The organism is Candidatus Leptovillus gracilis (assembly GCA_016716065.1).
Lineage (GTDB): Bacteria > Chloroflexota > Anaerolineae > Promineifilales > Promineifilaceae > Leptovillus > Leptovillus gracilis.
The window spans coordinates 609,327-635,078 of sequence record JADJXA010000001.1 but is presented as its reverse complement, the minus strand read 5'-3'; the positions used below and the strand labels follow the sequence as shown (position 1 = coordinate 635,078).

General features: G+C 58.8%; 19 protein-coding genes. 11 read left to right on the top strand and 8 right to left on the bottom strand.

Annotated features, from left to right (window positions below; all coding sequences use genetic code 11):
• Positions 1-39: 39 nt before the first annotated feature.
• A complete protein-coding gene (locus IPM39_02665; GenBank protein ID MBK8984976.1) occupies positions 40-1,185 on the top strand; it encodes a G5 domain-containing protein in 1,146 nt (381 codons plus the stop codon).
• Between the two features lie 27 nt (positions 1,186-1,212).
• On the opposite strand, the gene IPM39_02660 is transcribed toward IPM39_02665, so the two are convergent.
• The 6 genes from IPM39_02660 to IPM39_02635 form a co-directional block, all read right to left on the bottom strand.
• A complete protein-coding gene (locus IPM39_02660; protein ID MBK8984975.1) occupies positions 1,213-1,971 on the bottom strand; it encodes a TVP38/TMEM64 family protein in 759 nt (252 codons plus the stop codon).
• Positions 1,972-2,233: 262 nt separating this feature from the next.
• Complete coding sequence (locus IPM39_02655) at positions 2,234-3,112, bottom strand: alpha/beta hydrolase (GenBank protein ID MBK8984974.1); 879 nt, start codon at positions 3,110-3,112, stop codon at positions 2,234-2,236.
• Between the two features lie 190 nt (positions 3,113-3,302).
• Positions 3,303-4,280, bottom strand: coding sequence for a deoxynucleoside kinase (locus tag IPM39_02650; GenBank protein ID MBK8984973.1), 978 nt, complete (start codon positions 4,278-4,280; stop codon positions 3,303-3,305).
• A gap of 22 nt (positions 4,281-4,302) precedes the next feature.
• Entirely contained in the window at positions 4,303-5,076 is a 774-nt protein-coding gene (locus IPM39_02645) for a nucleotidyltransferase family protein (protein MBK8984972.1), read from the bottom strand.
• Positions 5,077-5,129: 53 nt separating this feature from the next.
• On the bottom strand, positions 5,130-6,026 hold the full coding sequence (locus IPM39_02640) for a quinate 5-dehydrogenase (protein MBK8984971.1): 897 nt from the start codon (positions 6,024-6,026) through the stop codon (positions 5,130-5,132).
• Positions 6,027-6,143: 117 nt separating this feature from the next.
• Complete coding sequence (locus IPM39_02635; protein ID MBK8984970.1) at positions 6,144-8,408, bottom strand: S8 family serine peptidase; 2,265 nt, start codon at positions 8,406-8,408, stop codon at positions 6,144-6,146.
• 410 nt (positions 8,409-8,818) lie between these two features.
• Here IPM39_02635 and IPM39_02630 point away from each other — a divergent pair, with 410 nt between their 5' ends.
• The 5 genes from IPM39_02630 (at position 8,819) to IPM39_02610 (ending at position 16,861) form a co-directional block, all read left to right on the top strand.
• Positions 8,819-11,017 (top strand): response regulator, encoded by a 2,199-nt coding sequence (locus tag IPM39_02630; GenBank protein ID MBK8984969.1) that lies wholly within the window; start codon positions 8,819-8,821, stop codon positions 11,015-11,017.
• Positions 11,014-12,264 carry a response regulator gene (locus tag IPM39_02625; protein MBK8984968.1) on the top strand — a complete coding sequence of 417 codons (1,251 nt, stop codon included), beginning with the start codon at positions 11,014-11,016 and terminating at the stop codon, positions 12,262-12,264. Before IPM39_02630 ends, IPM39_02625 begins: the two co-directional genes overlap by 4 nt.
• Before the next feature lie 1,585 nt (positions 12,265-13,849).
• A complete protein-coding gene (locus tag IPM39_02620) occupies positions 13,850-15,040 on the top strand; it encodes a carbohydrate ABC transporter substrate-binding protein (protein MBK8984967.1) in 1,191 nt (396 codons plus the stop codon).
• Between the two features lie 85 nt (positions 15,041-15,125).
• The gene (locus IPM39_02615; GenBank protein ID MBK8984966.1) at positions 15,126-16,022 is read left to right on the top strand and encodes a sugar ABC transporter permease; all 897 of its coding nucleotides are present in this window, start codon (positions 15,126-15,128) and stop codon (positions 16,020-16,022) included.
• Entirely contained in the window at positions 16,019-16,861 is an 843-nt protein-coding gene (locus IPM39_02610; GenBank protein ID MBK8984965.1) for a carbohydrate ABC transporter permease, read from the top strand. The genes IPM39_02615 and IPM39_02610 overlap by 4 nt, the downstream gene beginning before the upstream one ends.
• Positions 16,862-16,903: 42 nt before the next feature.
• Here IPM39_02610 and IPM39_02605 read toward each other — a convergent pair whose 3' ends face one another.
• Both IPM39_02605 and IPM39_02600 read right to left on the bottom strand, forming a co-directional pair.
• On the bottom strand, positions 16,904-17,410 hold the full coding sequence (locus IPM39_02605) for a hypothetical protein (GenBank protein MBK8984964.1): 507 nt from the start codon (positions 17,408-17,410) through the stop codon (positions 16,904-16,906).
• A gap of 16 nt (positions 17,411-17,426) precedes the next feature.
• Positions 17,427-18,491: an NAD-binding protein gene (locus tag IPM39_02600; protein MBK8984963.1), complete on the bottom strand. Its 1,065-nt coding sequence runs from the start codon at positions 18,489-18,491 to the stop codon at positions 17,427-17,429.
• Positions 18,492-18,608: 117 nt separating this feature from the next.
• Between IPM39_02600 and IPM39_02595 the strand changes: the two genes are divergently transcribed.
• From IPM39_02595 to IPM39_02575, 5 genes are all read left to right on the top strand, one after another.
• A complete protein-coding gene (locus IPM39_02595; GenBank protein ID MBK8984962.1) occupies positions 18,609-19,316 on the top strand; it encodes a hypothetical protein in 708 nt (235 codons plus the stop codon).
• A 215-nt stretch (positions 19,317-19,531) separates the two neighbouring features.
• Positions 19,532-20,173 carry a hypothetical protein gene (locus IPM39_02590; protein ID MBK8984961.1) on the top strand — a complete coding sequence of 214 codons (642 nt, stop codon included), beginning with the start codon at positions 19,532-19,534 and terminating at the stop codon, positions 20,171-20,173.
• Positions 20,174-20,250: 77 nt separating this feature from the next.
• The gene (locus IPM39_02585; protein ID MBK8984960.1) at positions 20,251-23,241 is read left to right on the top strand and encodes a response regulator; all 2,991 of its coding nucleotides are present in this window, start codon (positions 20,251-20,253) and stop codon (positions 23,239-23,241) included.
• Between the two features lie 128 nt (positions 23,242-23,369).
• Positions 23,370-24,527 (top strand): response regulator, encoded by a 1,158-nt coding sequence (locus IPM39_02580; GenBank protein ID MBK8984959.1) that lies wholly within the window; start codon positions 23,370-23,372, stop codon positions 24,525-24,527.
• A 37-nt stretch (positions 24,528-24,564) separates the two neighbouring features.
• Positions 24,565-25,740, top strand: a complete 1,176-nt coding sequence (locus tag IPM39_02575; protein ID MBK8984958.1) for an MFS transporter — start codon at positions 24,565-24,567, stop codon at positions 25,738-25,740.
• The last annotated feature ends 12 nt before the right edge of the window (positions 25,741-25,752 follow it).

The window sequence follows — 25,752 nt, the reverse complement described above, 5'->3', positions numbered from 1 at the left end:
GATTGGAGATTATTGCTTAATCTCCAATCTCTTTTTTGTATGACGAGTCGTTTTTTCCAACTACGGTACACCTGGTTGATGTGGGGCTTTACGGCCGTTCTGGGTCTGTTCCTGCTGATGTCTGGCTGCGTCGCAGCGCCGGGAGAGGAAACACTAGGGCGCGGGACGGGCAATTCCCCTGGTCTGGCTACAATACCGGCCAGATGGGGCAGCGGCCGTACCGCCGGGCACACCATCACCATCCGCAACGGCAGCAGCCACCAGACCTTGCACACAACCGCGCCAACCGTTGGCGCAGCCCTGGCTGAAGCGGGCATCACCCTTTACGCCGCCGACACCGTAGAACCGCCGCCCAACAGCCCGGTGACGCCGGGCATGACCATCCAGGTACACACTTCTTTCCCCGTGACCATTCAGGCCGATGGCAGCCTGATTCAGACACGCGCGCGCCACACCAATGCGCTGGACATCATCGCCGCTGCCGGCGTCACGCTGGTGGGGATGGATTATACAAAGCCGGGACCGGAAACGGCCGTGCAGCCCAATGGCGTCATCCAGGTCATTCGCGTCACCGAAGATTTTCGCGTCGAAGAGCAGCCTATTCCCTATACCACCATCTGGCAGGCCAGAGCCGATCTGCCGCTGGACACGCAAACCGTCGTCAGCCCTGGTGTGCCGGGGTTGGCGCAAAACCGCGCCCGCGTCCGTTACGAAAACGGCGTCGAAGTGAGCCGGGAAGTTGACAGCCAATGGGTGGTTCATGAACCGGTCAATGAAGTGGTGGGGTATGGCACAAAAATCAGCCTGGGGGTGGTGCAAACAGAGCAGGGACCGCGTGAATATTGGCGGGTTGTGCGAATGCGCGTCACCTCCTACACGGCCGCCAGTTCCGGCAAAGAACCAGACGATCCAAGTTATGGCCTTACGGCCAGCGGTCTGCCGGCCGGTAAAGGCGTGGTCGCCATTGACCGCAACATTGTGCCGTTTCGCTCGCAGGTGTTTGTGCCGGGATATGGCGTGGCCGTGGCCGGAGATACCGGCGGCGGGGTGCGCGGCCGGTGGATTGACCTGGGCTGGGATGAAGACAATTTTGCGGCCTGGTCTGGCTATGTGGACGTGTATTACCTGACACCCGTGCCGCCACCGGAAGACATCAACTATATTTTACCGGCCGTGCTGCCATAAACAGGGTCGAAAATCACCAATCACCAATCACATGTGCCGCGCTTCGATGCGCGCCACAATGATGCGGCCGATGATCAGCACTACCACCGCCAGGCCGCCAATAGTGAACCAGGTCTTGGGACCAAATTCCAGGCCATAAGCGCCAATCATCGTCAACATAATGGCGCTGGGCAGCCGCCCCAATATGTTGGCAGCCAGGAATTTCATCCCAGAAATACCGGATAGACCGCCCACAAAGTTCATGGCGTCGGTGGGGAAGACGGGCATCACAAAGGCAATTGTGAAGAAGAGGAATCCTTGTTTTTCGCCGACGCGATACCAGCGGTCCAGAGTTTTTTTATCTACCAGGTGTTCAACTAACGGCCGTCCCGCCCATCGCGCCAGAGCAAACGCCAACTGGCTGGCCACCACAATGTATACCAGGTTCAAAACGAGACCCGGCACAAAACCGTAGACATAACCGGCAGCTATCAGGAATACGTGGCCGGGAATGACAACCACAAATACCTGCACCAGTTGGGCCACAGCCAGGATCAGCGGCCCCCAAGCGCCGTAGCTGCGCAAATAAGCGCTGACGGCTTCCTGGTCGCCGACCAATGAGAGTAAGGTCCACACCGATTCGCGTATTTGCCAGAGCAAAACCCCTGCCAACAGGGCCAGGAGAATAATAAGAAAGCCGAAGCGGCGGAAGAAGGAGTTAGCTGCCAATGGCTTAGCCGAACTGCGCCCGATAGGAGAAGACGGCAGAAGAAACAAGCGGTCAAATTTTTGCCAAAATGTTTGCATATCATACTTCGCTTTGGTGAAAACCGCCCTACTACGTTTGCCGGGTCGGCATTGTCTGTGTAGCGCTGCGGGGCCGCTGCGTTCCTGCTGTATAGATACGAACGATTGTCCAAATGGTTCTGGCAGTTAAGCAAAGGGCGCAAAGTTCATCTAAATTCCCTCCCCTTAATCCCCTCCCACTGGGAGGGGAAATCCGCTCCCTCTCCCACAGGGAGAGGGTTGGGGAGAGGGTAAATATGCTAAAGACTTACGCCCGGCTGTACTAGGACTCGTTGGTGGGCGATGAAACGCCGTTGCCACGCAGGAAAAATTCGATGGCTACGGGCAGGCGTCGTTCCCAGGCGGCTTCGTTGTGGGCGGCCCACTTTTCTTCGACGTGCAGCAGGTCACGCTGCGGCCGGTAGCCTTTGCTCACCAGAATGCGCTTGAGGCGGCGCACGCTGGCATAATAGTGGCGGGAATCGGCGCGGGGTTTTGTCGTTTCCATGTTGGCGTCGCCATATTCGCGTGTGCCGGCATCCATATATAAGCGGCCGGGGTTGAATACGGCCGTTTCCACATACTCCAACATAGCATAATTAGCAAACCACAAGGACGGACTCATCACCCCGGCAAAACCAAACACGTCGGCATGGTGGAAAAAAGCATAGAGGCTGATCAACCCTCCCATCGAAGACCCCATGATGCCGGTGTACGGCTTGCCCGGCAGGGTGCGGAAATCCTGGTCAATGAGCGGCTTGAGGGTGTGGACAATAAACCCCAGGTACTCATCGCCTTTGCCGCCGCCGAAACCGGGGTGGTAGAAGGGGCTGTATTCATCCATGCGTTGGTGGCCCATGTTGGGAATGCCCACGACGATGGCTTCCAGGTGACGCTCGTGGCCCATGCGTTCCATCGTCTCATCCACGCGCCATTCACCGGCAAAGCTGCGGGCGTTATCGAATAGGTTTTGGCCGTCGTGCATGTAGAGGACGGGGTAATGCCGTTGGCTGTAGGCATAGGAGGGCGGTAAATAGACAAAGATGTCGCGCCGATTGTGCAGCCGCGGACTCAAAACGCCTTGTGTGACGCGCAATGTGCCGCTGACGGTGTGATACCCCTGGTAAATCAGTTCATAAGGATGCCATTTTGTTTTCTGCAATGTTTATCTCCGCTGCAATTGGGGGGCCAAGCCGCGCCGAAGCCGTGTCCTAAACCCGCCCATCAAAGTGGCGCATAATTTTCCCTATTTTTTGTAATCCGTCCAATCGGGGGTGGTGGCCCCAGGGCCTACGGCCGTAGGCTCTGGGGCCGTATAACTATACAGGTTCAGCTCTCGACTGGCTGTATCGTTACGCGTTTTTTATCTTTTCCAGGTACGCCTGTTCCAGGTCTATGCCGGCGTAGTTGGCGAGTTTGAGGGTGTAGGCCAGCAGTTCAGCCAGTTCGCTGCGTAGACCGGCGCGATGGCGGGCCAGGGCGTCTTGATAGGCTTCGGCGGCAGAACGGCCGTCGGCCATCAACCGCTGCCCTTCGCCCCACACCTTCACCAGTTCCCCGGCAATTTGCCCCGCTTCTTCCATCAGCAGTACATAATTAAAAAACAGGTCCGGGTCCAAACCCGCACCGGCGTCTAACTGCCGATGGAACTGCTGATAGGCGGATAACCCGCCGCCGTTTAGCACCGTCTGGCGCGCTTCGCTGACGGCGGCAGCCGTGGGCTGTTGCGCCAGCGCAGCGCGAATGATGCTCTCCACGTAGGCCAGGTCCTCCTCGCGGGCCAAAAAGTCCAGGTCGTTGGTGTTGATGGTCAGCACGGGGATGTCTTGCAGGTTGGAGAGCCAGGCCTCGTAAGCGGCCGTTAGTTCGCGGATGTAGCCGGGGTCCATGTTGCGTTCGTAGGGGCGGTCACGCAAGGTGATGCGGCGCATCAGCAGGTCATGGTCGGCCTGCAAATAGACGATGAGAGTGGGTTTGGGGATTTTCTCACCCAGGGCGGCATGAACACGGCCGTACATCGCCAGCTCGTCGTCCTTCAAATTCAACCAGGCAAACAGCTCATCTTTGGCAAAGGTATAGTCAGAGATGAGCGCGCCGCGCCGCAGCGCTTCGGGCACGGCCTGATGCTGTTGGTGATAGCGGCTGAGGAGAAAAAAAATTTGCGTCTGGAAGGCGTAACGCTCCCGGTCGCCGTAAAATTCGGCCAGGAACGGGTTTTCCTCAAACACTTCCAGCAAGACGGAAGCGTCGAAACGGGGCTGCAACAGCCGCGCCAGGGTGGTTTTGCCCACGCCAATGACGCCTTCGATGGCGATGTAGTTGGAGTTCATGGGTTGCGTTCCTCGTTCGTGTTCACCGGTGCAGCTTTTCTAGTTCTGCCCGCAGCATTTCCACCTGGTGCGGTTTGTCGGCGTCCATCGCCATCTCTGCATATGGCAGGCTGACGGCTCGGATGGGCACGCCCAGCACGCGGCGGCCTTCTTCCTCGATCTCTTTTATCCCCAAGCGACGGAATAAAAATTTCAGCAGCAGGCCAAAGCCCACCACGCGGGCAATTTTCCAGGCATGTTTGCGGGCATTCGCCAGGGCATCAAACAACTCCTCGTTGTTGTCAATGGTCGCCGGGTTCATGATGCCGATGTCGCCGCCGGAAATCTCCATGCCCTTCAGCTTGACAAAGGTGCGGTTGGAGTGGGGGAAGCGCTTTTCCATAATTTCCCGCGTGGCGTAGGTGTAATACAGACCGGCGTCGAAAGGTTGGCACATCGCCACCAACTCATCTACCATCGGGCCGGTGAGCAGGGGCACATCGGCTGAAGCGCCGAGTACGGCCGTTACGCCGGGCCGTCGCTGCCGCGCCCAAGTTAGTCCGGCAATGATGTTGCCCACCAGGCTGCCGTGGTCGGGCAGATGGTAGACGGGGCGCTGAAATGTCATGCCCATGTCGCTGCCCAGGCCAATAACCGCGACGTCGTCTACCGATTTGGCGTTGTGCATGGCGTCTACGACGCGCTCCAGCATGGTGCGGTCGCCCATAGGCAGCAGCGCTTTGGGTTTGCCCTGGGTCAGGGCGTACATGGGGTCTTCGGGGGCCGCCAGCCCGCCAGCGATGATAACGCAGTCCATTTCATTCCTCCAGAAATAAACCTCAGGGGTGTCGAAAAAACCTGGGGTCTTGCTTACAACGTATGCACGGCCGGTTTCATGTCCAATTGTTTGAGCATGTCGGCAAGTTCGGCGTGGGTGAGGGGGCGATTTTTGTTGGCAACGGCCGTGAGTGCCGCTTCCATCATATTTGTGCCAAAGGAACGGCCGTCTAACTGCGGCGTTGTTGTCAATACATGCGTCACGCCCCGCTGCCGGAACAGGTCCATATCTTTTTGCGTGGTGGTGTTGGTCACAATCACCTTACCGGCCAGATTGTCCGGCATATGCCGCCGAATGTAGTGGCAGTCACCGGCAATCACGGTCGCCCAATCGTAATACTTGGTGAACTTGGGCACAATCTCGTCTTGTTTTTCGCCGGTGGGGTAGAGCATTTTCAGCGGCAGGCGGGTGGCGATGGGGATCAACAACTTCGCCAGCAGGTGAAGCTGTTTCAGCGAGCGCACCGGGATGGCGATGCCCAGGGCAAACATGAGGTCGCCGCAGACCACCTGGTAGTTGTTCTCAAAAAAGGCCAATGTCATGCCATAGCGGTCTACGCCGACGGTGATGAGGGCCTTGCCGGTGGCGTACTGCGGCCCCAACTCGGCGATGAGCGTTTGTACCACCATGCGTTCCAGGGTGTTTTTCAGGCCGCTGCCATCTACCACCGGCGTCTGGCGCACATTTTTCACCAGCTTTTGCGCGTCGTGGATGGGGTACCGTTTTTCGCCCATTTGTACCCACAAATCTATGCCGCCCACGCCAAAAGCGTCTACCTGGCCGTCTAACTCAGTAAAGCGAGCGATGGCTTTGTCTACGTCACCGTCTGTACCCTGCCGTTCAATGATAACTTTTTCACCAAACAGCTCGATTTCTACCTTTTTGTCCCGTTCGGAACTACCTAAACTAACGCTGACCGCCCGTTTCATGCTGCTCCTCCATTTGTGCAAGCTGCACCACGGAGGCACGGAAAACACGGAGAATAGCCTTGAAGCAATCTCCGTGTCTCCCTGTCTCCCATTCTTCTTGTCTGCCTGTCCTCTGTGCTATTCGCTGACCTCGAAATAAACCGCGGGCACGTACAACTTGAACCAGGGGGCGATGAGGCTGCTGACAGTGGGGCCGGAAACGGCCGTTACCCCATCGCCCACCACGCCATACATCTCGTTGTGAACGGCCGTATACTCCGTGAGCAGCGGCACTTCCACCACCAGTTCTACCGCCCAAACATCGCCGGCGGCCAGACTGGCCCGGTCCCAGATAATCGTCTCGCCATCCTGGGTGAAGGGCAAGGTGGCAGTGATAAAGGTGACGCCGACGGGCAATGTGTCGGTGAGGACCAGGTTGGCGACATCGGTAAAGACGCTGCTCTGCGTCACCGTCAGGGTATAAGTCAGGGTGTCACCAGGATCAACAATGGCCGCCGATACTTCTTTGTTCAGGTAAAGCTGCGGCGGTGGGGGTGTCTGGATGAGGGTGCTGACGGTGGGACCAGAAACGGCCGTGACCCCATCGCCCACCACGCCATAGGTTTCGTTGTGTACGGCCGTCAGCGTCGTCGTCAGCGGAACCGCTACCACCAGTTCTACGCTCCAGACATCCTGCCCGGTCAGACTGGCCCGGTCCCAGCCAATCACCTCACCGGTTTGGCTAAACGGCAGGGTGGCGGTGATGAAGGTCACGCCGGTGGGCAGCGTATCGGTCAACACCAGGTTGTTGACGCCTGGCTGCGGGCCGGTTTGGGTGATGGTCAGGGTGTAGGTCAACACATCGCCGGGCAAAACTTCGGCCTGGGAGACCTCTTTGAGCAGGAAGAGTTCCTGATCCTGGCTTTGCAGGGCGTTGTAGGCTGCCAAAACATCTATGCGGCCCCAGCCGTAGGTGTTGTTGGGGACCTGGCTGCCAGGTATGCTGCCACAGTTTTGGGCGGTAGTGCGAGGAACGGCCGTTGCCATAATCACCGCCTCAATCGCATCCACCTGCCCGGCCAGGTCTGGCCGCGCCGACAGCAGCAGGGCCACCATACCGGCCACGTGCGGCCCGGCCATGCTCGTGCCGCTGAGGCTGCCGTAGCCCGTGCCAGGCAGACTGGAACGGATGCTAACGCCGGGTGCGGAAATATCTGGTTTGGCGCGACCGCTGCCATCCACCAACACCGGGCCGCGGCTGCTAAAACTGGCGATGGTGTCGCTGCTGTTGGTCGCCCCCACGGTGAAGGAACTGTCGTAGATGGCTGCCGGGGTATCTATGGTGCTGCAACTGGAGCCGCTGTTACCGGCCGAATGGACCGTCACAATCCCGGCGGCGCGCACATTGTTGACCACCGTCAGCAGCACATTAGGATCGGTGCAGCCTTCGCTGACCGGGCAGCCCCAGGAATTGTTGATGACATGGGGCGCTTTGCTGGTGTCGGGGTTTTGGTTGCTCAGGTCGGTGGGGGCGATGAACCATTGGTAACATTCGGCGTAGGTAGCCGGTGTGCCGTCGCCAGCGTTCATGTTGCGACAGCCAATCCAGGTTGCGCCGGGAGCCATGCCGATCTGGTTAGCGCCGCCGTCGTCGCCGACCATCGTGCCCATGGTGTGCGTGCCGTGGCCGTTATCGTCACAAGGGAACGGCGAATCCGCGCCGCAGCTGCTGCCGCCGACGTGGATGGCGTCGTGCCAGTTGTAGTTGTGGTTGGCCGCGGAGCCGTTCCAACCGCGATATTTGCCGATGAGGGCGGGGTGGTCCCAATCGTAGCCGGTATCTTGCCCACCAATGACGATGGTTTGCCCGGTGTACCCTGCCGCCCACACGTCGTCGGCGTTGACCAGGGTGATGCCCCATTCAATGGCGGCGATGCTTTCTATTTCTTGTTGGGTCAGGGGGGTAGGGTCTACGCTGTGGACGGTAGGGTTGGCGTACAGGTGGGCCACGTCCAGGCGCAGGGCCAGGCTTTCGATGAGGGCCTGGTCGCCGCGCACCCAAAGCATGTTGGCGATCCAGAACGGTTGGTATTCGGCGCCGGCGGCGTCTAAAAATTGGATGAGGGCGGGTTGGGTTTGGGCGGCAACGGCCGTTAACTGGTCCACCACATACTGCCCTTTGGCCTCTTTGCTGCGCAGCGCCGCCGCGCCGCTGAGATCGGCCTGTTCGGTTAGATAGACGAGAAATTCAGTCTGTGGCTGGGCAGCGGCCGTTGCCAATACCCAGGGGTCTACCTTGTCTTGCCAGGCGGCCGCCTGAGTCACGCCTGGTCGCAAGGCCACCAAGCCCAACAGCAGCACAACCAACGTCAGCAAGAACAGTACAGAAGCGCTTCGTTTCATGATTCAATTCCCCTTCTTATAGTTTTCGCTCCACGTCATCTCCGTCCCCAGGCGGGATGATTGTGGTAGCAGGTTGGCAGGCATTGTAGCCAGGGGCGCGTCGTTGTGCAATAAGTAACCCACGCCGTGACGGCGCGGGCGATACGCGGGGAAAATAGACGGCCGTTTTCTCCACGCCGTCTCGCCCAACACTAGGCGCAATGTCTCCTTCGAAAATGGGAGCGCGGACGTCCCGTCCGCCCCGGCAGGCGAGACGCCTGCGCTCCCAGGGTTTTCATTCATCGTGGTGCGCCGTCGCCCATGTTAACTCCTCCAAAAAAGCGAGACAAACGGCCGTGCCCATCATCGTCAACGGCAAAGATCACGCCCTGCCTCTACGCGATCCCCGTTGATTGCGGTATAAACAGAGAATGGACGATTTTGTTCCCATTGCCAAAAACGACGCCGCCGCCCACATGCGGCAGGAAAGCCTGCGCCTGAATCTGGAAGATTTGCGCGGCCAACTGACGCTGCGGCTGACAATTTTGCTGTTGGCTGTGGCCCAACTGATGGTGCTGTTTTATGACTCGCCAGTTCCTTTTCCGGTGGATATGGTGTTGTTTTGGTTGAGCATGTCCGCGGTGGGGTTGTTGGTGTTGTGGCTGCGCGGCGAGTATCCGGTTTGGGGGCGGCGGCTCTTAGCCGGGGGGATGACGGCCGTTCTCCTGCTCGGTATGTGGCTGTTTCCTATGCCCTGGATTCCTTACACCGGGCTGCTGCTGGTGTTTGCCACCTCTATGTTGGTGCGGAATGGGGAATTGGGCACGGCCGTTGCCGTTGGCGCACTGGCCGTTTATCTTTCCCGCGCCGGGCTGCGCGCCTACGACCTGACCCCCTTCCTCAGCCTGCTCGTCCTGGCCGTCGCCATCGCCGTGCTGGCGATGCGCATCCTCTACACCAGCCTCGATTGGGTCTGGCAGATGAACGAGCAGAGCAAGGCGCTGCTGGCGACCACCCGCAATCAACAAGCCGAACTGCGCTCCATGGTCAAATCGCTGCGCATCGTCAACGACATCCGCGAACGCACCGAGTATGAACTCATGATCGCCCACAAAGAGGCGCAGCACGCCCGCCAGCTCAAAGAGCAGTTCGCCGCCAACATCAGCCACGAATTACGCACGCCCCTGAGCATCATTTTGGGCTTTAGCGAGGTGATGTACCTGTCGCCGGAGGTGTATGGGCCGCTCCTGCCGCCGCCCCTCATGCGCGACGTGTACCAGATTTACCGCAACAGCCGCCACCTGCTGGAGATGATAGACGACATTTTGGACCTCTCGCGCTTTGAAATGGTCGGCTTTACCCTGAAAAAAGAGCCAACCGACCTGGCGGCGCTGCTGCACGAAGCGGCGGCCATCGTCGGCAACCTGTTTGAAAAATCAGACGCGGTGATTTTGCAGGTGGTTGTGCCACCCGATTTGCCCCCAATCGCCATAGATCAGACGCGCATTCGCCAGGTCTTGCTGAATTTGCTCAACAACGCCCATCGCTTCACCGCCGTCGGCAGCGTGACGCTAACGGCCGTCGCCGAACCCAACCATATCCTCGTGCGCGTCCAAGACACCGGGCCAGGCATCCCCGCCGACCAGTTAGGCGACATCTTCACCGAATTCTACCAGGTAGATTATTCCCTCAGCCGCAGTCACGGCGGCGCGGGGTTGGGTCTGGCTATATGCCAGCGTTTTGTGGAAGCCCACGACGGCCGTATCTGGGTCGAAAGCGCCGCCGGCGGCGGCTCCACCTTTGCCTTTACCTTGCCTCTGGACCCCCTGGCGCAACCACACGCCCATTTGTACCGCACCCGCGCTGCAGAACCGCAGTCCCGATCCATCCATCCCTGCCTGCTGTTGGTAGAGCCAGACCCGCAGGTGCGCAGCCTGGTAGCCCGCCACCTGGACGCCTACGAGGTGCTTCCAGTAGATGACCCGGCCAATCTGGCGGCGCTGGTGGCCGAACGACATCCGCTGGCGGTGCTGGTGAACGTGCCGCCGGGACAGCAGCCCGACCCGGCCCTGACGGCCGGGCTGACTATCCCCATCGTCGAATGCTCCCTGCCCAGCCAGGCGTGGATGGCCACCGCGTTGGGCGCGCGCGCCTGCCTGACCAAACCGATAAACTTTCAGCAGTTGCTGATGGAGATAGACAGGTTGGAAGAGAATGGAACGGCCGTGCGCGATGTGTTGGTGATTGATGACAACCCCGGCATTTGCCAGTTAGTGGAGCGCAGTTTGGGGGCGCATAACGGCCGTTTTGCTATCCGCATCGCCTATGAAGGGCGCAGCGGGCTGCTGGCGATGGCCCAATCGCCGCCCGACCTGGTAATTTTGGACCTGATGATGCCGGAGGTGGATGGTTTTGCCGTCTTAGAAACCATGCAAAACAGGCCAGAGTTAACGGCCGTGCCCGTCATCCTGCTCACTGCCACCAGCTATATTGAAGAATCGCTGGCCCAGTATGGCAACCAGATCAGAATTGCCCAGGCCGCGCCCTGGCATCCGGCCGAGACGCTGCACCTGCTTAAATCGGCGCTGGCGGGCCTAAAACCCTCGCCGGTCGTGGAAGAACCTGTATGAATCAGATAGACATATCGCCTAATCCAATCATTCCGCCTGAAGACTTTGTGGACCAGGTGAAACAGGCGTTGGAACACCTGTATGATTTCACCTTTTTGCAGCGGCTGCCGCTGGCGGCCGCCTTTGCCCCGGCGCGGCCACAGGCCAACCAGACCCTCGGCCACCACCTGCGCCGCGAACTGATCACGGCCATCGAAACCATCAGCCCTGGTCCGCATTCCTCGTCGTTGGCGTCGGATACGCGCCTATATAATTTGCTGCAGCTGCGTTACATCGAGGGCATTACGGTGCAAGACGCCGCCAACCGGTTGGGCTTATCGGCGCGGCAGGCGCACCGCTCGCTGCGCCGCGGCGAAGAGAGTGTAGCGGCCATCTTGTGGAGCCGCCGTACCGAACAAACGCCCTGGACGGCCGTCGCCCCGGATACGCCTGCGGCGGCGCCGGAGTTGGCTTCGGCGCGGGAATTGTCGTCGGTGGCCGCGGAAATGTCGCGCCTGGAGACGCATTTGCAGCCGTTGGATGTGCGCGGCCTGCTGCAAGAAGCGCTGAAGGCGGTCGCGCCGCTGGCCGAGCTGCACGGTTTCGCGCTGACGGTTACGCTGCCGGATGAAGCGGTGGTGGTGTCGGTGGATACGGCCGTTGCCCAGCAGATATTCGTCAGCCTGTTCAGCCGCATCCTCAGCGTCGCCCGCGCCGGGTCGCCCGACCTGCGCCTGACTGTGCGCCAGGGGCAGGTTCTCCTGACATTGGCCTACGCGCCAGTTCAGTCAGGGGTCGCCTCCATCGTGGATGATGTGATCGAGCAGTTGGCCGCCCGCCTGGGCTGGACAATACGGCAGGAGGTGGGGATAAACGGCCGTCAGGCCATCGTCATTACCCTCACCGGCCACGACACCCTCATCCTGGTGGTAGACGACAACGAAGGATTGGTGGAACTGCTTGGCCGTTACCTCACCGGCCACGCCTGCCGCGTCGTCACCTCCACCAGCGGCCCCGAAGGGCTGAAACTGGCCCAGGAACTCTTGCCCGACGCCATCATTTTAGACGTAATGATGCCCGGCGCCAGCGGTTGGGAGATTCTGCAAATTTTGCGCAGCCAGCCGCTGACCGCCACCATCCCCATCATTGTCTGCTCCGTCTTCAACGACCCCGACCTGGCCTATTCCCTCGGCGCGACCCGCTTCCACGCCAAACCCATCAGCCGCGACGCCATTCTGGCGACGCTGCAAGAACTGGGTGTGGTGTAGGAGCGTAAACCGTAGACGGAACGCGGATTACCGAACACGGATTACGGAACACGTAACCCCTCTTGTGCAATCTACCCAAGAAATGGCATAAGTTTGTCCCACATATGTCACAACGGCCGTTGTCTTAAAGCCACATTCTCGCTATAGTGGCATGAACAGCCCTGCAAATTGTGTTAGGGTTGCGAATTGTGGTTCATGTCTAACTAACGAGGAGAATACAGATATGAAGAAGTCCCATTATTTACCCGTTGTATTGTTGGTTATGTTGGCTATGCTGTTGGCTGCCTGTGGCGGCACAACCGCCGCGCCAACGGCCGTGCCCGCCGCCACCTCTGCCCCCGCCGAAGCGCCAGCCGAAGCGCCAGCCGAGTCCCCAGCCGACAGCGCCAGCATGGTCGAAGTCTTTTCCTGGTGGACCGGCGGTGGTGAAGCGGCCGGCCTGGAAGCGATGATCGAAGTCTTCAAAGCCGAATACCCCAACATCGAATTTGTCAATGCGGCCGTCGCCGGTGGCGCGGGAACCAACGCCCGCGCTGTGTTAGCCACCCGCCTCCAGGCGGGCGACGCCCCCGATAGCTGGCAAGGCCACGCCGGCCAAGAACTCATCGGCACTTACGTCGCCGCCGGGCAGTTGGAACCGTTGAACTTCCTCTACGAAGAGAATGGTTGGTTGGAAGTGATGCCCGCCACCCTCATCCCGCTGATCTCGCAAAATGGCAACATCTACTCTGTGCCGGTGAACATCCACCGCGCCAACGTGTTGTGGGCCAACCCCACCATCCTGGCCGACAACGGCATCGCAATGCCCACGACCCTGGACGAATGGTTCGCCGCCATGGACATTCTGCAAGCCAACGGCATAGACGCCCCGCTGGCGATGGGCGAGCAGTGGACCGCCATGCACCTCTTCGAGACCATCCTCCTGGCCTCCCTGGGGCCGGACGCCTACAACGCGCTCTGGAGCGGTGGCGATTGGAACAGTCCGGCAGTCGCCGCGGCCCTGGCTAACTACGAAAAAGCCCTCAGCTACACCAACAGCGACGCCTCCGCCCTGAGCTGGCAAGACGCCGGTCAACTGGTTGTAGACGGCGACGCCGCCTTCAACGTGATGGGCGACTGGCAAGAAGGCTTCTTCCGTGAACTCGGCAAAGCCCCCAATGTAGATTACGTCTGGTCGGCCGTGCCCGGAACTGATGGCAACTTCCAGTTCCTCTCCGACAGCTTCGTGCTGCCGGTGGGCGCGCCCCATCGTGACGCCGCCATTGCCTGGCTGACGGTCGCCGGTTCCCTGGAAGGGCAAGACGCCTTCAATCCAGTCAAAGGCTCCATCCCCGCCCGCAGCGATGGCGACCGCGCCCTGTACGGCGAATACCTGCAATCGGCGATGGATGATTGGGCCAGCGACACAGTCGTCGGCAGCCTGACGCACGGCGTTGTCGCCAACGACAGTTGGAAATCGGAGATTGACACGGCTCTGGGCCTGTACCTGGCCGGTGGCAACGTGGACTCCCTGCAAAAGGCCCTCACGGCCGCTGCTGCCGCTTCCAACCAACAAGCCCTGGATTCCGCTCCGGCCGAAGCGCCAATGGCCGACGTTTCTGGCCCGGTGGAAGTCTTCTCCTGGTGGACCGGCGGCGGCGAAGCGGCCGGCCTGGAAGCGATGATTAAAGTCTTTGCCGAACAATACCCCAACGTGGAATTCTTGAATGCGGCCGTCGCCGGCGGCGCAGGCACCAACGCCCGCGCTGTGTTAGCCACCCGCCTCCAGGCGGGCGACGCCCCCGATAGCTGGCAAGGCCACGCCGGGCAAGAACTCATCGGCACCTACGTCGCCGCCGGGCAGTTGGAACCATTGAACTTCCTCTACGAAGAGAATGGCTGGCTGGCTGTGATGCCCGCCACCCTTATCCCATTGATCTCGCAAGATGGCAACATCTACTCTGTGCCAGTGAACATCCACCGCGCCAACGTGTTGTGGGCCAACCCCACCATCCTGGCCGACAACAGCATCGCAATGCCCACGACCCTGGACGAATGGTTTACCGCGATGGATGCCCTGCAAGCGGCCGGCATGGACGCCCCCCTGGCGATGGGCGAGCAGTGGACCGCCCTGCACCTCTTTGAGACGATTCTCCTGGCTTCCATGGGGCCTGACGCCTACAATGATTTGTGGGACGGCAGCGGCGATTGGGCCAGCCCCGAGGTCATGCAGGCGTTAAATGACTTCGCCAAGATTCTGACCTACACCAACAGCGACGCCTCCGCCCTGAGCTGGCAAGACGCCGGGCAGATTGTCATTGATGGCGACGCCGCCTTCAACGTGATGGGCGACTGGCAAGAAGGCTTCTTCCGTGAACTGGGCAAAGCCCCCAACACCGATTACATCTGGGCGCCTGTGCCGGGAACGGCCGGTAACTTCCAATTTCTCTCCGACAGCTTTGTGCTGCCGCTGGGCGCGCCCCATCGTGACGCCGCCATTGCCTGGCTGACGGTCGCCGGTTCTCTGGAAGGGCAAGACGCCTTCAACCCGGTCAAAGGCTCCATCCCCGCCCGCAGCGATGGCGACCGTGCCCTGTACGGCGAATACCTGCAATCGGCGATGGATGATTGGGCCAACGACGTTGTGGTCGGCAGCCTGACGCACGGCGTTGTCGCCAACGACAGTTGGAAATCGGAGATTGACACGGCTCTGGGTCTGTTCCTGGGCAGTGGCGATGTAACCACTTTCCAGACGGCGCTGGTGAATGCCTGTTCTGCTTCAGGTCCTTGCCAATAAACTGACGTAAACGCTTATCGGGGCGAGTACAGGGTTTGCTTGTACTCGCCCCTTTTTGTAAGGATGCCTTATGGCTCGTTTAGAGATGGTTCGCAAAAGGTTCGACAAAGATACCATCCTGGCAATAGCTCTGGTCTCGCCGTCCATCCTGGCGGTCATGGTGTTCATCTATGGCTTCATTGCCTGGTCTGTCAGGGTGTCAGTCAGCGATTGGATTGGCTTGCTGCCTAATTATGAATTTATTGGCCTGCAAAATTATATTGGCTTGCTGCGAGACCCACGTTTTCACATAGATATTCGCAATACGATTATATTTACCACGTTGTTTGTCGGTGGCTGTCTCTTTTTGGGGCTGGGGCTGGCGATTTTGCTAGATCAGGGGCTGCGTGGTGAGAATTTTTTCCGCAGCCTGTTCCTGTTTCCGATGGCTATTTCGTTTATCGTGACCGGCGTGGTCTGGCGCTGGCTGATGAATCCGGCGATGGGTTCACGTATGAGCGGCCTGAATCTATTGTTTGATTCGCTGGGATTGGATTTTTTGATCAACAAGTGGCATACCACGCCAAATTGGGGTATCGCGGCCATCGCCATCCCGGCCATCTGGCAAATGTCTGGGTATACCATGGCTTTGTATCTGGGCGGCCTGCGGGCGATACCGGAATCGCTGCGCGAAGCGGCGCGGGTGGATGGCGCGTCGGAATTTTACATTTACCGGCGGATTGTTTTGCCGCTGTTGTGGCCGGTGACGTTGAGCGCCATGATTATTTTGGGCCATATCTCGTTGAAGGTGTTTGACCTGATTATTGCCGTAGCCGGCAAGCAGGTGGCTTTGGATGTGCCATCGGTGTATATGTGGACGACAACGTTTGATGGGCAATTTTACGGCCGTGGCGCGGCCATCGGGATTATGTTGTTACTGAGTGTGGCGGTGTTGGTGATCCCTTACCTGTACCAAACGCTGCGAGAGGAGTCCACTACATGACGGCGCGAGTCGCTGACAAACCACGCCGGCCGCCGACGCGCGCCTGGCTGTACGTGTTGTTGTTGATCATGTCGCTCTTTTACCTGCTGCCGATGTATGTGATGCTGGTGACCGGGTTCAAGAGCTTCGATGAAGTCAGCCTGAAGACGATGTGGAATCTGCCGTCTGGGCTGGCTTTGGACAATTTTGTGGCTGCTTATAACCAGTTGGCGCCCCATTTGTGGAATAGTTTGCGTTTGGTGATTCCTACGGCCGTTATCTCAGCCATGTTGGGTTCGATCAACGGCTTTATCCTCACTCGCTGGCGCTTTCCGGGGGCGGACTTTGTATTTCCGCTGCTGCTGTTCGGCATGTTCATCCCGTACCAGAGCATTTTGATTCCGCTGGTGCAGTTTATGCGCACCACCGGTTTGTATGGCAGCATTCCTGGTCTGGCGCTGACCCACATCATCTATGGCATTCCGATTACCACGTTGACGTTTCGCAGCTATTACATCACCGTGCCAAAAGAGATGGTGGAGGCGGCGCGCATAGATGGGGCCGGCTTGTTGGAGACCTATTACCATGTTTTTCTGCCGGTCTCAGCCCCGGCGTTTGTGGTGGTACTCATCTGGCAGTTTACGGCCGCCTGGAATGATTTTTTGTTTGCGGTGGTATTAACCAGCCCGGAAAACTGGCCGATTACTGTGGCCCTGAATAACCTGGCCGGCAGCCAGATTATCGCCTGGAATGTGCAAATGGCCGCTTCGCTGGTGGCGGCGATTCCGACGCTGATCATTTATGTCTTCTTGGGTCGCTATTTCTTGCGCGGCCTGATGTCTGGGGCGTTGAAGGGGTAGTTGGGCAGCCGTCAGGTGTTAACGAGTGGCGACTGACGGCCGTTACCAGCGGTTTTTGACGATGATTTGGGCGACAACCCCGGCGAGAACTAGGCCGAGGAGGAGAAAGGAGGTTGTCGCCTGGTCCACTGGCAGGGCAGTGATGATGATCGCCGCGCCGGTGACGGCCGAGATGAGCATTTTGGCGTAATCCTTGCCGATGATGGCGATCAGCAGACCAACCACTCCCCCCAGGATGAAGGTAGCCAGGGTAGAGCCAGCGCTCCAATTCAGGCTGGTAAATAACTGCACCATCAGAATACCGCCCAGAAAAAAGGCGATGATGTTGAGGGCGATGGCGGTGATGAAAACGGCCGTAAATCCTCCAATCACCCCCAAAAACAACCCCAGCACAATGGCCGACGTGGTGATCTGCCCGCCAGCCGACAGGCTGCCCATGTTCAGGCCAACCAAAAAGCCAACCCCAGCCACTATCAACCAAAAATAGCGATAGCCCACAAGCAGCAAGGCCGTTCCAACCACGATGGGTATGAAAGGTACGATGTTCATAAGCTGGTCTCAGGCTTCAAATGTCGCCATTTAATTTCTTGATCTGCCGCAATACGTCTAGCGACGCCAGCACCAGGAAGAAGTCGCCGACGCATAACTTTTGCTCCGGGTCTGGGTGCATATCGTCTTGGGCGCTGCCGCGGTGGAAGACCACCGACAAGTTGTAGGTGTGTTGCAGTTGGTTCACGGTCCAGCCAGCCAGCGGCGAATTGGGGCGGACAGTCATTTCGCTCAGGTTCAGCAGCTCTTCGCCAACGTAGAAAGAGTGCTTGATGTCCAGGCGCATGGCGGCGGCGGCGAAGATGGGCGCCGCCAGCGCCGAACCGCTGAAGGCGGTGTGGATGCCAAACCCCTTTTCCACGCGCCGGGCCAGGTCGCTGTCGAACATGCGCAGGACCACCTTGATGTTGGGGTTGATTTCACGGGCGTCCAGAGCGATGTCCAGATTTGCCAGTTCATTGTCGGTGCAGGGGATGATCGCGTCGGCGCGTTGGATGCCCGCTTTGATAATGTTCTCTGAGCGGCGGGCGTCGCCAATCAGCAGCGGCACGCCGAGGGCGCGCACTTTTTCGACGAAACGGCCGTTCTCATCCATTTCTATCGCTACGACATCACGGCCGTATTTCAGCAGCTCTTCTGTCACCCGATAGCCAATCTTGCCCGCGCCGCACACAATGATATGGTCACTATACGTTGAAGCCATTGCCACCTGCCATTTTTGCCCGCGCGCCTGTTTGTTGATGAGCGCCGTGCTGAAGCGCAGCACCCCATCGGCCACGACCACCAGTCCGACGACCGGAATAATAAAAAAGAGCGCCTGCAAATACCACTCTTCGGGAAAGGGCAGCAGCGTCTCGAAAAAGATCAGGGAAAAGGTGGCGTAAACCGCCTCCGTATACCTGGGGGATTCTCCGGCCCGTTCTGCACCGACCGGAAAGGTGTAAAGCAGATGGAAAGCGGCTGCCCCGCCTAAGACCACCAATACAAACAGCAGCATAGAGCCGCCGGATTCCCCCAACAAGACGCGAATATCACGCAGTTGGGCGCGAAGCTGACGACGGAATCGGCCTTTTTTTTTCATGCCGCTATTTTACGACGGAATGCAGCGGTCTGGCGAAAATGACGCCGCCCGACTTTTTTGCTTTGTCAGTATCATTTACCCATAACCCATTTGCCTCGCCTCAGCTACAATGACGCCATGACAACGACCTATGCCACGTTGACGGAACTGCACGCCGCCATGCGCGGCTGCACCCGCTGCCTGGAAGCGGGGCACGCCATTACCCCCGGCGCCATTTTTCGCGGCACGGCCGTTGCCCAGGTCATGCTCATCGGCCAGGCGCCGGGGGTGACGGAGGTGACGGCCAAACGGCCGTTTAACGCCGGCAGCGGACGGCGCTTGTTTCAATGGCTGGCTCAGGCCGGTTGGGCCGAAGATGCGTTCCGCGACAGACAGTATATGACGGCCGTTACCAAATGTTACCCTGGCAAAGACAAGGCCGGCAAAGGGGACCGCGTGCCCAGTCGAGCCGAACAGTCGCTCTGCCGCCCCTTTTTGGAGCAAGAGATCACGCTGGTGCGACCCAGGCTGCTTATCCTGGTGGGCGGGCTGGCGATTAAGCTGCTTTACCCGGCCAGCGCCCGGCTGGAGGAGGTAATCGGCACGGCCGTTTACTTTGCGCCGGCCGCCTTGCAAAATCCGGTCAATTTTGACCTGACCCAGGGTGAGTGGCTGCCAGCGTTTAACCCGGCCAAAGATGGCAACGGCCGTTGGGTCGTCCCCCTGCCCCATCCTTCCGGGGCCAGTCTGTGGCCCAACAAACCGGCCAACCAGGCCCGCATCCAGCAGGCCATCCACATCCTCAGCGCCATCCGCCAAGACTGGGGTATAAGCTGGCAGCCGTAAACCGAAATCCATATCCCATTGCCACTTGTCAATGGCAGCGCCCCACAAAACACGGATTACGGAACACGGAACACGGAATATTTTTGCAACTTACCAGACATGACATACCATAGTATGTATTCTCTACTCACAAAGGTCATAATCTGACAGTATTGTCACCTTGTCAGATGTCACCTGGTCACGTTGTCAGATATATGTACCGTCGAGATTATTTTATGCGCCTGATTGAAGAGGCGACGGCCGTTCTCAGTCAGATAGGCAAACTTCGTCAGACCCGCGACTATGCCGAGGCTGTCGCTGTCACCAATGGCTCCCTGCGCCGCACAACCGGCCTGAGCAGCGAGGCGCTGCTGCGCCTGGACAGCCAGGACCTGGTTGCCCAGCTATCTCTGCGCGACGAACTCGGCTGGATTGAGAACTGCCTCACCGTCGTCACCGTTTTGGGCCAGGAGGGTGATTTGTGCAGTTTGCAAGCGCAGGATGAGCAGGCGTATCGCCGCTATCTGAAGGCGTTGCAACTGCTCCTGGCCGTGCAAACGCGCCACCCACAGATAGATTTGCCGCCCATCATCCCCACCCTGGAATCGCTGCGGGCCAAAGTCGAAGACATTATCTGGCCAGAGGCCACCTACGCCGCTTTATTGATGTATTATGAACAACTGGGGGCGTATGCCCAGGCTGAGGATATGATCTTTACCTGGCGAGAGGTAGCCCCTACCAGTACGAGCCCAATCGAGACGGGCATTGCCTTTTATCGGCGCTTGCAGCAAAAAAGTGATCAGGAACTCTTGGCCGGTAATTTGCCGCGTGATGAAGTAGCCGCCGGTCTTGCCGAGCTGTTGGAGGAGTGGAGTTAACCAATGGCGCAAACGGCCGTACCGTCCTACATCTAGCGCCAGGAAACTTCTTGAACTTTTATGGCAGAGACTTAACCATGCAACTTCCATACAAAAAGGTCCGGACGGCCGTCTTCCATAACCGCCAGATTTCGCCGCCGGTCAATATCACCTACCAACGTGTCCCTCATCAAATAGATACCTCAGAAGCCCGCAAACGGGCCACCTGGCGCATCCGCCTCAGCCTGCTCGCCGACCCTACGCAGGAAATTGGCCTGGAAATCAACGACGAAGTCATCCTGGGGCGCGATCCCGACCAGCGACAAGTGATAGACCTGAACCAGTTCGACGCCGTGAACCTGGGCGTTTCCCGCCGACACGCCATCTTGCGCCCCACGCCCTCCAACCTGTTCATTGTGGACCTGGACAGCACCAACGGCACTTTGCGCAACGGCCGTACCATTGGCCGCAGCCCGGAACGCCTGCTCAACGATGACATCATCACCCTGGGCCACCTGCAAGTGGTGCTGCACATAGACGACCGCCCCCTGTTCGAGACGGCCATCCTGGACAAACGACCCGACCTGGCCAATATCCTGGCGCAAATTGCTCAGGCCATCACTTCCCAGCTAGACCTGGACGAAGTGCTGCACCAGGTGACCGAAGCGGCTATTTCACTGACAACGGCCGTTGAAACCGGCATCTGGCTGGTAGATAACAACACCGACCGCCTCTTCCTGGAAGCCTCCTTCGGCTTTGACGACGCCAAACTAGACCTGCTGCGCGAACCAGACCCCGACGAATCGCTGGTTGCCAGGGTTGTCCAGACCGGGCAGACGCTGTACGCCTCCCTCGATCCCGCCGAAACGCCAACAGCCTTGCTCTACGTGCCCATCATGCAAGGCGGCGGCGTGCTGGGCGTATTAGGCGTTATCCATCCCGAAGAGGCCCAGCCTTTCAGCGAACGAGACGAGCGCATTCTGAAAACCATCGCCGATTTTGCGGCCATCGCCATCCAAAACGTGCGCCTGTATCGCAGTGTGGAAGAGTACAGCCGCACGCTGGAGCAAAAAGTAGAGCAGCGCACGGCCGAACTGGCCGCTGCCACCCAAAAAGCGCAAGAGGCCCGCGCTGCCGCCGAGGCAGCCAATCGGGCCAAAAGCGACTTCCTGGCAACCATGAGCCATGAAATCCGCACCCCCATGAACAGCGTCATTGGCATGACGACGCAGTTGCAAGACACGCCGCTGACGCCAGAACAGCGCGAATTTACCGGCATCATCCAGAGCAGCGGCGAAGCGCTGCTGGCAATCATCAACGACATCCTGGATTTTTCTAAGATTGAAGCCAATAAAATGACATTGGAAGCACGGCCGTTTGATATACGCGCCTGTGTCAATACCACCCTGGACATTGTATCTGTATCGGCAGCGCAGAAGAATTTGGAACTGGCCTGCCACGTAGATAACAGCGTGCCCCACACCATCGTCGGCGACAGCGTCCGTCTGCGCCAGATACTGCTCAACCTGCTCAACAACGCCATCAAATTCACCGAGCGCGGCGAAATTGTAGTGCGCATTACCGCCTCGGCGCGGCAAAATAACCGCTGTATCTTGCAATTTGTAGTCCAAGACAGCGGCATTGGCATTGCCCCGAAGCAGTTGGAACGGCTGTTTCAAGCCTTCAGCCAGGGAGACGCCTCCACGACCCGGCGCTATGGCGGCACCGGCCTGGGTCTGGTCATCAGCCAGCGGCTGTGTAAAATGATGGGCGGCGCAATTTCCGCCAGCAGCGCGGTGGGCAAGGGGTCTACATTTACATTTACCATCACCGCTCGCAGCGCCACTGCCCCCCTGCCAGCCTACTTGCAGACAAAACAGCCACAGTTAGCCGCCAAACGGATTTTGCTTCTGGATATAGACAGCGTCGGGGCGCGTTTTCTGGCCTTGCAGCTTAAAAAGTGGGAGATGCAGGTCGCCCACGTAAGCCGGCCGGACGAAGCATTGGCGCTGCTGACGCCGAGCACAGAGTTCGACGCGCTCCTGATCGCCCACTCTCTGCCCGGCAGCGATGGTCTGGCTGTGGCGCAGCAGGTCAGGCAGGCGATGGATGTACAAACGCCGCCGCTGGTGTTGTTGTACCCGGCTGGTCGGCCGCAGCCCTTTAGCGGCAGCAAGGTATGGGCTGCCGCCCTGAGCCGCCCGGTGAATTACCAACAGCTACATGCTGTCCTCACCGATTTGTTCACAGGTGGCTTTGCGGCGGAGCAGCGGTCATCCGCGCCAACCGAAGCGCAGTTCGACCCAAACATGGGCCGCCGCCATCCCCTGCACATATTGTTGGCCGAAGACACGCCGAGCAATCAGAAATTGATGATGACCGTCTTGCAGCGCCTGGGTTATGCCCCAGATTTGGCGGAAAATGGGTTACAGGTGGTCGCCCGGCTGCGCCAACGGCCGTATGATCTCGTTTTGATGGATGTGCAGATGCCAGAAATGGATGGACTGGAGGCCACGCAAGCCATTCGCCGCCGGCTGCCCGCCGACCGCCAACCGCGCATTGTCGCCCTGACCGCCAATACAACGGCCGAAGAACAAGCGGCCTGTCTGGCGGCCGGCATGAATGACTATCTGGGGAAGCCGCTGCGCCTGGAAGCGTTGGTGACGGTGCTGCTGGCCTGCCCACCCCGGCCGGACGAAGATACGGCCGTCGCCGCCAGACATACACCAGAGGAAACGGCCGTGCTCAATCCCGCTGCCCTGGCGAATCTGAACCAGTCTATTGGCGGCGACGCCAAATTCATGGCCGAGATGATCCATGTATACCTGCACGACGCCCCCATTCTGATTGACCGCCTTCGCCAGGCGGCTGTGCGCCATGACGCCGCGGCCTTGCGCATGGCTGCCCACAGCCTCAGAGGCAACAGCGCCGAGTTTGGCGCGACAGCCCTGGTCAATTTATGCCGAGAATTGGAAACTATGGCAAAATCCGGTCACCTGACGCAAAGTCTGGATCTGATCGAAAAAATTGACGCCGCTTATCAACCGGCCGCCGCCGCTCTGCAAGCCCTGGAGACAGGGCAGCAGTAGTTATCGTAATCAGTAATCGTAATTAGTAGTCAGTGACCAGTATTCAGTGACCAGTATTCAGTGACCAGTTTTGAGTCAGCGTTATCTCTGGAAAACACGGGCTGAAAACTGAATATCGGTCTGAAAAAATGACGATTATGCCTGAAAAGCCGCAAGGACACATCCTCATCGTTGATGACAATCGCCTGAATCGGCTGAAAATGGCCCACGTCTTGCAGCAGCAAGGGCATGCGACCACAGAGGCGGGCAACGGCCGTGAAGCGCTAGACGCGGTGATGAACGGCCGTTACGACCTCATGCTGCTAGACATCGTGATGCCCGAAATGAACGGCTTCCAGGTGTTGCAGGCAATGAAAGACCACAACTGGCTCATCAACCTGCCGGTCATCGTCATTTCCGCGCAGGACGAATTGGACAACGCCGTGCGCTGCATCGAAATGGGGGCCGAAGATTACCTTATCAAACCGTTCAACCCCATCTTGTTCAATGCCCGCCTGAACGCTGCCCTGGAGAAAAAACGGCTGCGCGGCCAGGAATACGCCAATTTGCGGCAGCTAGAAATCGAGCGCCAACGTCTGCAAGAATACACCGCCGAATTACAAGCCCGCAACGAGGAACTAGACGCCTTTGCCCACACCGTCGCCCACGACCTGAAAAACCCGCTGGCGGCGATTGTCGGTTACACCGAACTGGTACAGAAGTATTTCAGCGACGAAATGGAAGATCGCGGCCGCCACCATCTGGAGCGCATCTTGGAATCGGGCATGAAGATGAACCGCATCATTGAAGAGCTGCTCCTATTGGCCGGTATTCGCCAACAACAAGTGGTGGTGGCGCCGCTGGACATGCAAAGAATTATCCGCGAAACATGCAAACGGCTGGACTTTCTCATCGAAACCAACCAGGTAGAAATCAGATACCCGGAGCAATGGCCGACGGCCGTTGGTTATGCCCCCTGGGTTGAAGAAGTGTGGGCCAACTACATCAGCAATGGCGTCAAATATGGCGGCCGTCCCCCCTGTTTGGAACTCGGCGCAACCATCCAGCCCGATAACCTCATCCGTTTTTGGGTGCGCGATAACGGCGGGGGAATTTCCGCCGCCGATGTCCGGCGGCTGTTTACGCCGTTTGAACGACTGGAACCGCGCAAGGTTGAAGGTCATGGGCTGGGCCTGTCGGTCGTCCAGCGAATCATCCAAAAATTAGGCGGCAGCGTCGGCGTAGAAAGCAAACCCGGCCAGGGGAGTACCTTCTTTTTTACTCTGCCACAATCGGACCAACCCTAAAGTCACTTTTATCCCCCCTTTTGGAGCAAACGAATTAATGTCTGCACGCCGCTTCTATGGGCTTTCCCTGGCTCCTGCGAGTCTGGGTTCTCTCTTTTATTGGTTCTATTGGAGTTTTGTTGCCGTTTACGACCCCTTTCTAAACGTCTACCTGTCCGACACACGCGGCCTGAGCGGATTAGAAGTTGGCATATTGGCCGTGTTTAATCCCCTGGCGGCGCTCATTTTGGGGCCTTTCCTTTCGGCGCTGGCCGACAGACGCGGCTGGCGTTTGCGCTTGCTGCAAATATCCCTGATTGGCTGGATTGTGGCGCTGCTGCTGCTGCGCTGGCCGCAAAGCTTCTTTGGCTTTTTCCCGGTGATGGCTTTGTTGGCGATTTTTCGCAGCCCAACCAGCCCGATTGGCGATGGCCTGGTGGCCGAAATGGCCGTCACCCATCACCTCAGTTTCGGGGCGATGCGCCTGTGGGGTTCTTTGGGATTTGCGTTGGTCTCGATCATTTGTGGCCTGGCCTGGCAGCAGTTGGGCTACGCGCCGATGTTTTGGGTGGCGGCGGCAACGGCCGTTCCCTGTGTTTTGCTCATCATGTACCTGGAAGAAAAACCGGTCGGCGACCGCCAGCCAGCCGGTTCCGCCTGGCTGCTGCTGCGCGAGCCAGGCCTGTTAACGTTGTTTGTCGTCGCCTTCCTAACTGGCGTCTCGTTAATTTCGACCTTTATCTTTGGCGGCATTTTTATGACCGAACTGGGTGGTTCGCGCAGCAGCGTCGGGTGGATGTTTGGTCTGTCGGCGCTGGCCGAAGTGCCGATCATGCTGAGCAGCGCCCGTATCATGCGCCGTCTGGGCGCCCCCTGGACGCTGCTGCTGGCGATGGTGGTTATTGCCGTGTCCGTCTATGGATTCGCCCTTTCGCGCACCCCCAACGCTTTGTTGGCCGTCTCCACGCTGAAGGGGGTGGGGTATGGTCTGTTTTTTGTAACCATTGTTCACCTCATCAACCAGCGCACGCCCGACGCCTGGAAATCCACCGCCCAGGCGATCATGGGCGCCTGTTTTGTGGGGCTGGCCCCGTTGTTTAGCAGCGCCATCACCGGCTACGTGTTTGATCGCTGGGGCGGTATGGTGATGTTTGGCGGCACGGCCACGTTTACCCTTGCGGCCATTGCCCTGATGCTGTTGGCGCTGGCGCGTGGCTGGCTGAACCCGCCCTGACGCCTTTGTTGT

Excerpts from the sequence above, each read along its gene's own strand:
- IPM39_02665 (MBK8984976.1), top strand. The coding sequence starts at position 40 with ATGACGAGTCGTTTTTTCCAACTACGGTACACCTGGTTGATGTGGGGC.
- IPM39_02660 (MBK8984975.1), bottom strand. The coding sequence starts at position 1,971 with ATGCAAACATTTTGGCAAAAATTTGACCGCTTGTTTCTTCTGCCGTCT.
- IPM39_02650 (MBK8984973.1), bottom strand. The coding sequence starts at position 4,280 with ATGAACTCCAACTACATCGCCATCGAAGGCGTCATTGGCGTGGGCAAA.
- IPM39_02645 (MBK8984972.1), bottom strand. The coding sequence starts at position 5,076 with ATGGACTGCGTTATCATCGCTGGCGGGCTGGCGGCCCCCGAAGACCCC.
- IPM39_02640 (MBK8984971.1), bottom strand. The coding sequence starts at position 6,026 with ATGAAACGGGCGGTCAGCGTTAGTTTAGGTAGTTCCGAACGGGACAAA.
- IPM39_02635 (MBK8984970.1), bottom strand. The coding sequence starts at position 8,408 with ATGAAACGAAGCGCTTCTGTACTGTTCTTGCTGACGTTGGTTGTGCTG.
- IPM39_02630 (MBK8984969.1), top strand. The coding sequence starts at position 8,819 with ATGGACGATTTTGTTCCCATTGCCAAAAACGACGCCGCCGCCCACATG.
- IPM39_02625 (MBK8984968.1), top strand. The coding sequence starts at position 11,014 with ATGAATCAGATAGACATATCGCCTAATCCAATCATTCCGCCTGAAGAC.
- IPM39_02620 (MBK8984967.1), top strand. The coding sequence starts at position 13,850 with ATGGCCGACGTTTCTGGCCCGGTGGAAGTCTTCTCCTGGTGGACCGGC.
- IPM39_02615 (MBK8984966.1), top strand. The coding sequence starts at position 15,126 with ATGGTTCGCAAAAGGTTCGACAAAGATACCATCCTGGCAATAGCTCTG.
- IPM39_02610 (MBK8984965.1), top strand. The coding sequence starts at position 16,019 with ATGACGGCGCGAGTCGCTGACAAACCACGCCGGCCGCCGACGCGCGCC.
- IPM39_02605 (MBK8984964.1), bottom strand. The coding sequence starts at position 17,410 with ATGAACATCGTACCTTTCATACCCATCGTGGTTGGAACGGCCTTGCTG.
- IPM39_02600 (MBK8984963.1), bottom strand. The coding sequence starts at position 18,491 with ATGAAAAAAAAAGGCCGATTCCGTCGTCAGCTTCGCGCCCAACTGCGT.
- IPM39_02595 (MBK8984962.1), top strand. The coding sequence starts at position 18,609 with ATGACAACGACCTATGCCACGTTGACGGAACTGCACGCCGCCATGCGC.
- IPM39_02590 (MBK8984961.1), top strand. The coding sequence starts at position 19,532 with ATGCGCCTGATTGAAGAGGCGACGGCCGTTCTCAGTCAGATAGGCAAA.
- IPM39_02585 (MBK8984960.1), top strand. The coding sequence starts at position 20,251 with ATGCAACTTCCATACAAAAAGGTCCGGACGGCCGTCTTCCATAACCGC.
- IPM39_02580 (MBK8984959.1), top strand. The coding sequence starts at position 23,370 with ATGACGATTATGCCTGAAAAGCCGCAAGGACACATCCTCATCGTTGAT.
- IPM39_02575 (MBK8984958.1), top strand. The coding sequence starts at position 24,565 with ATGTCTGCACGCCGCTTCTATGGGCTTTCCCTGGCTCCTGCGAGTCTG.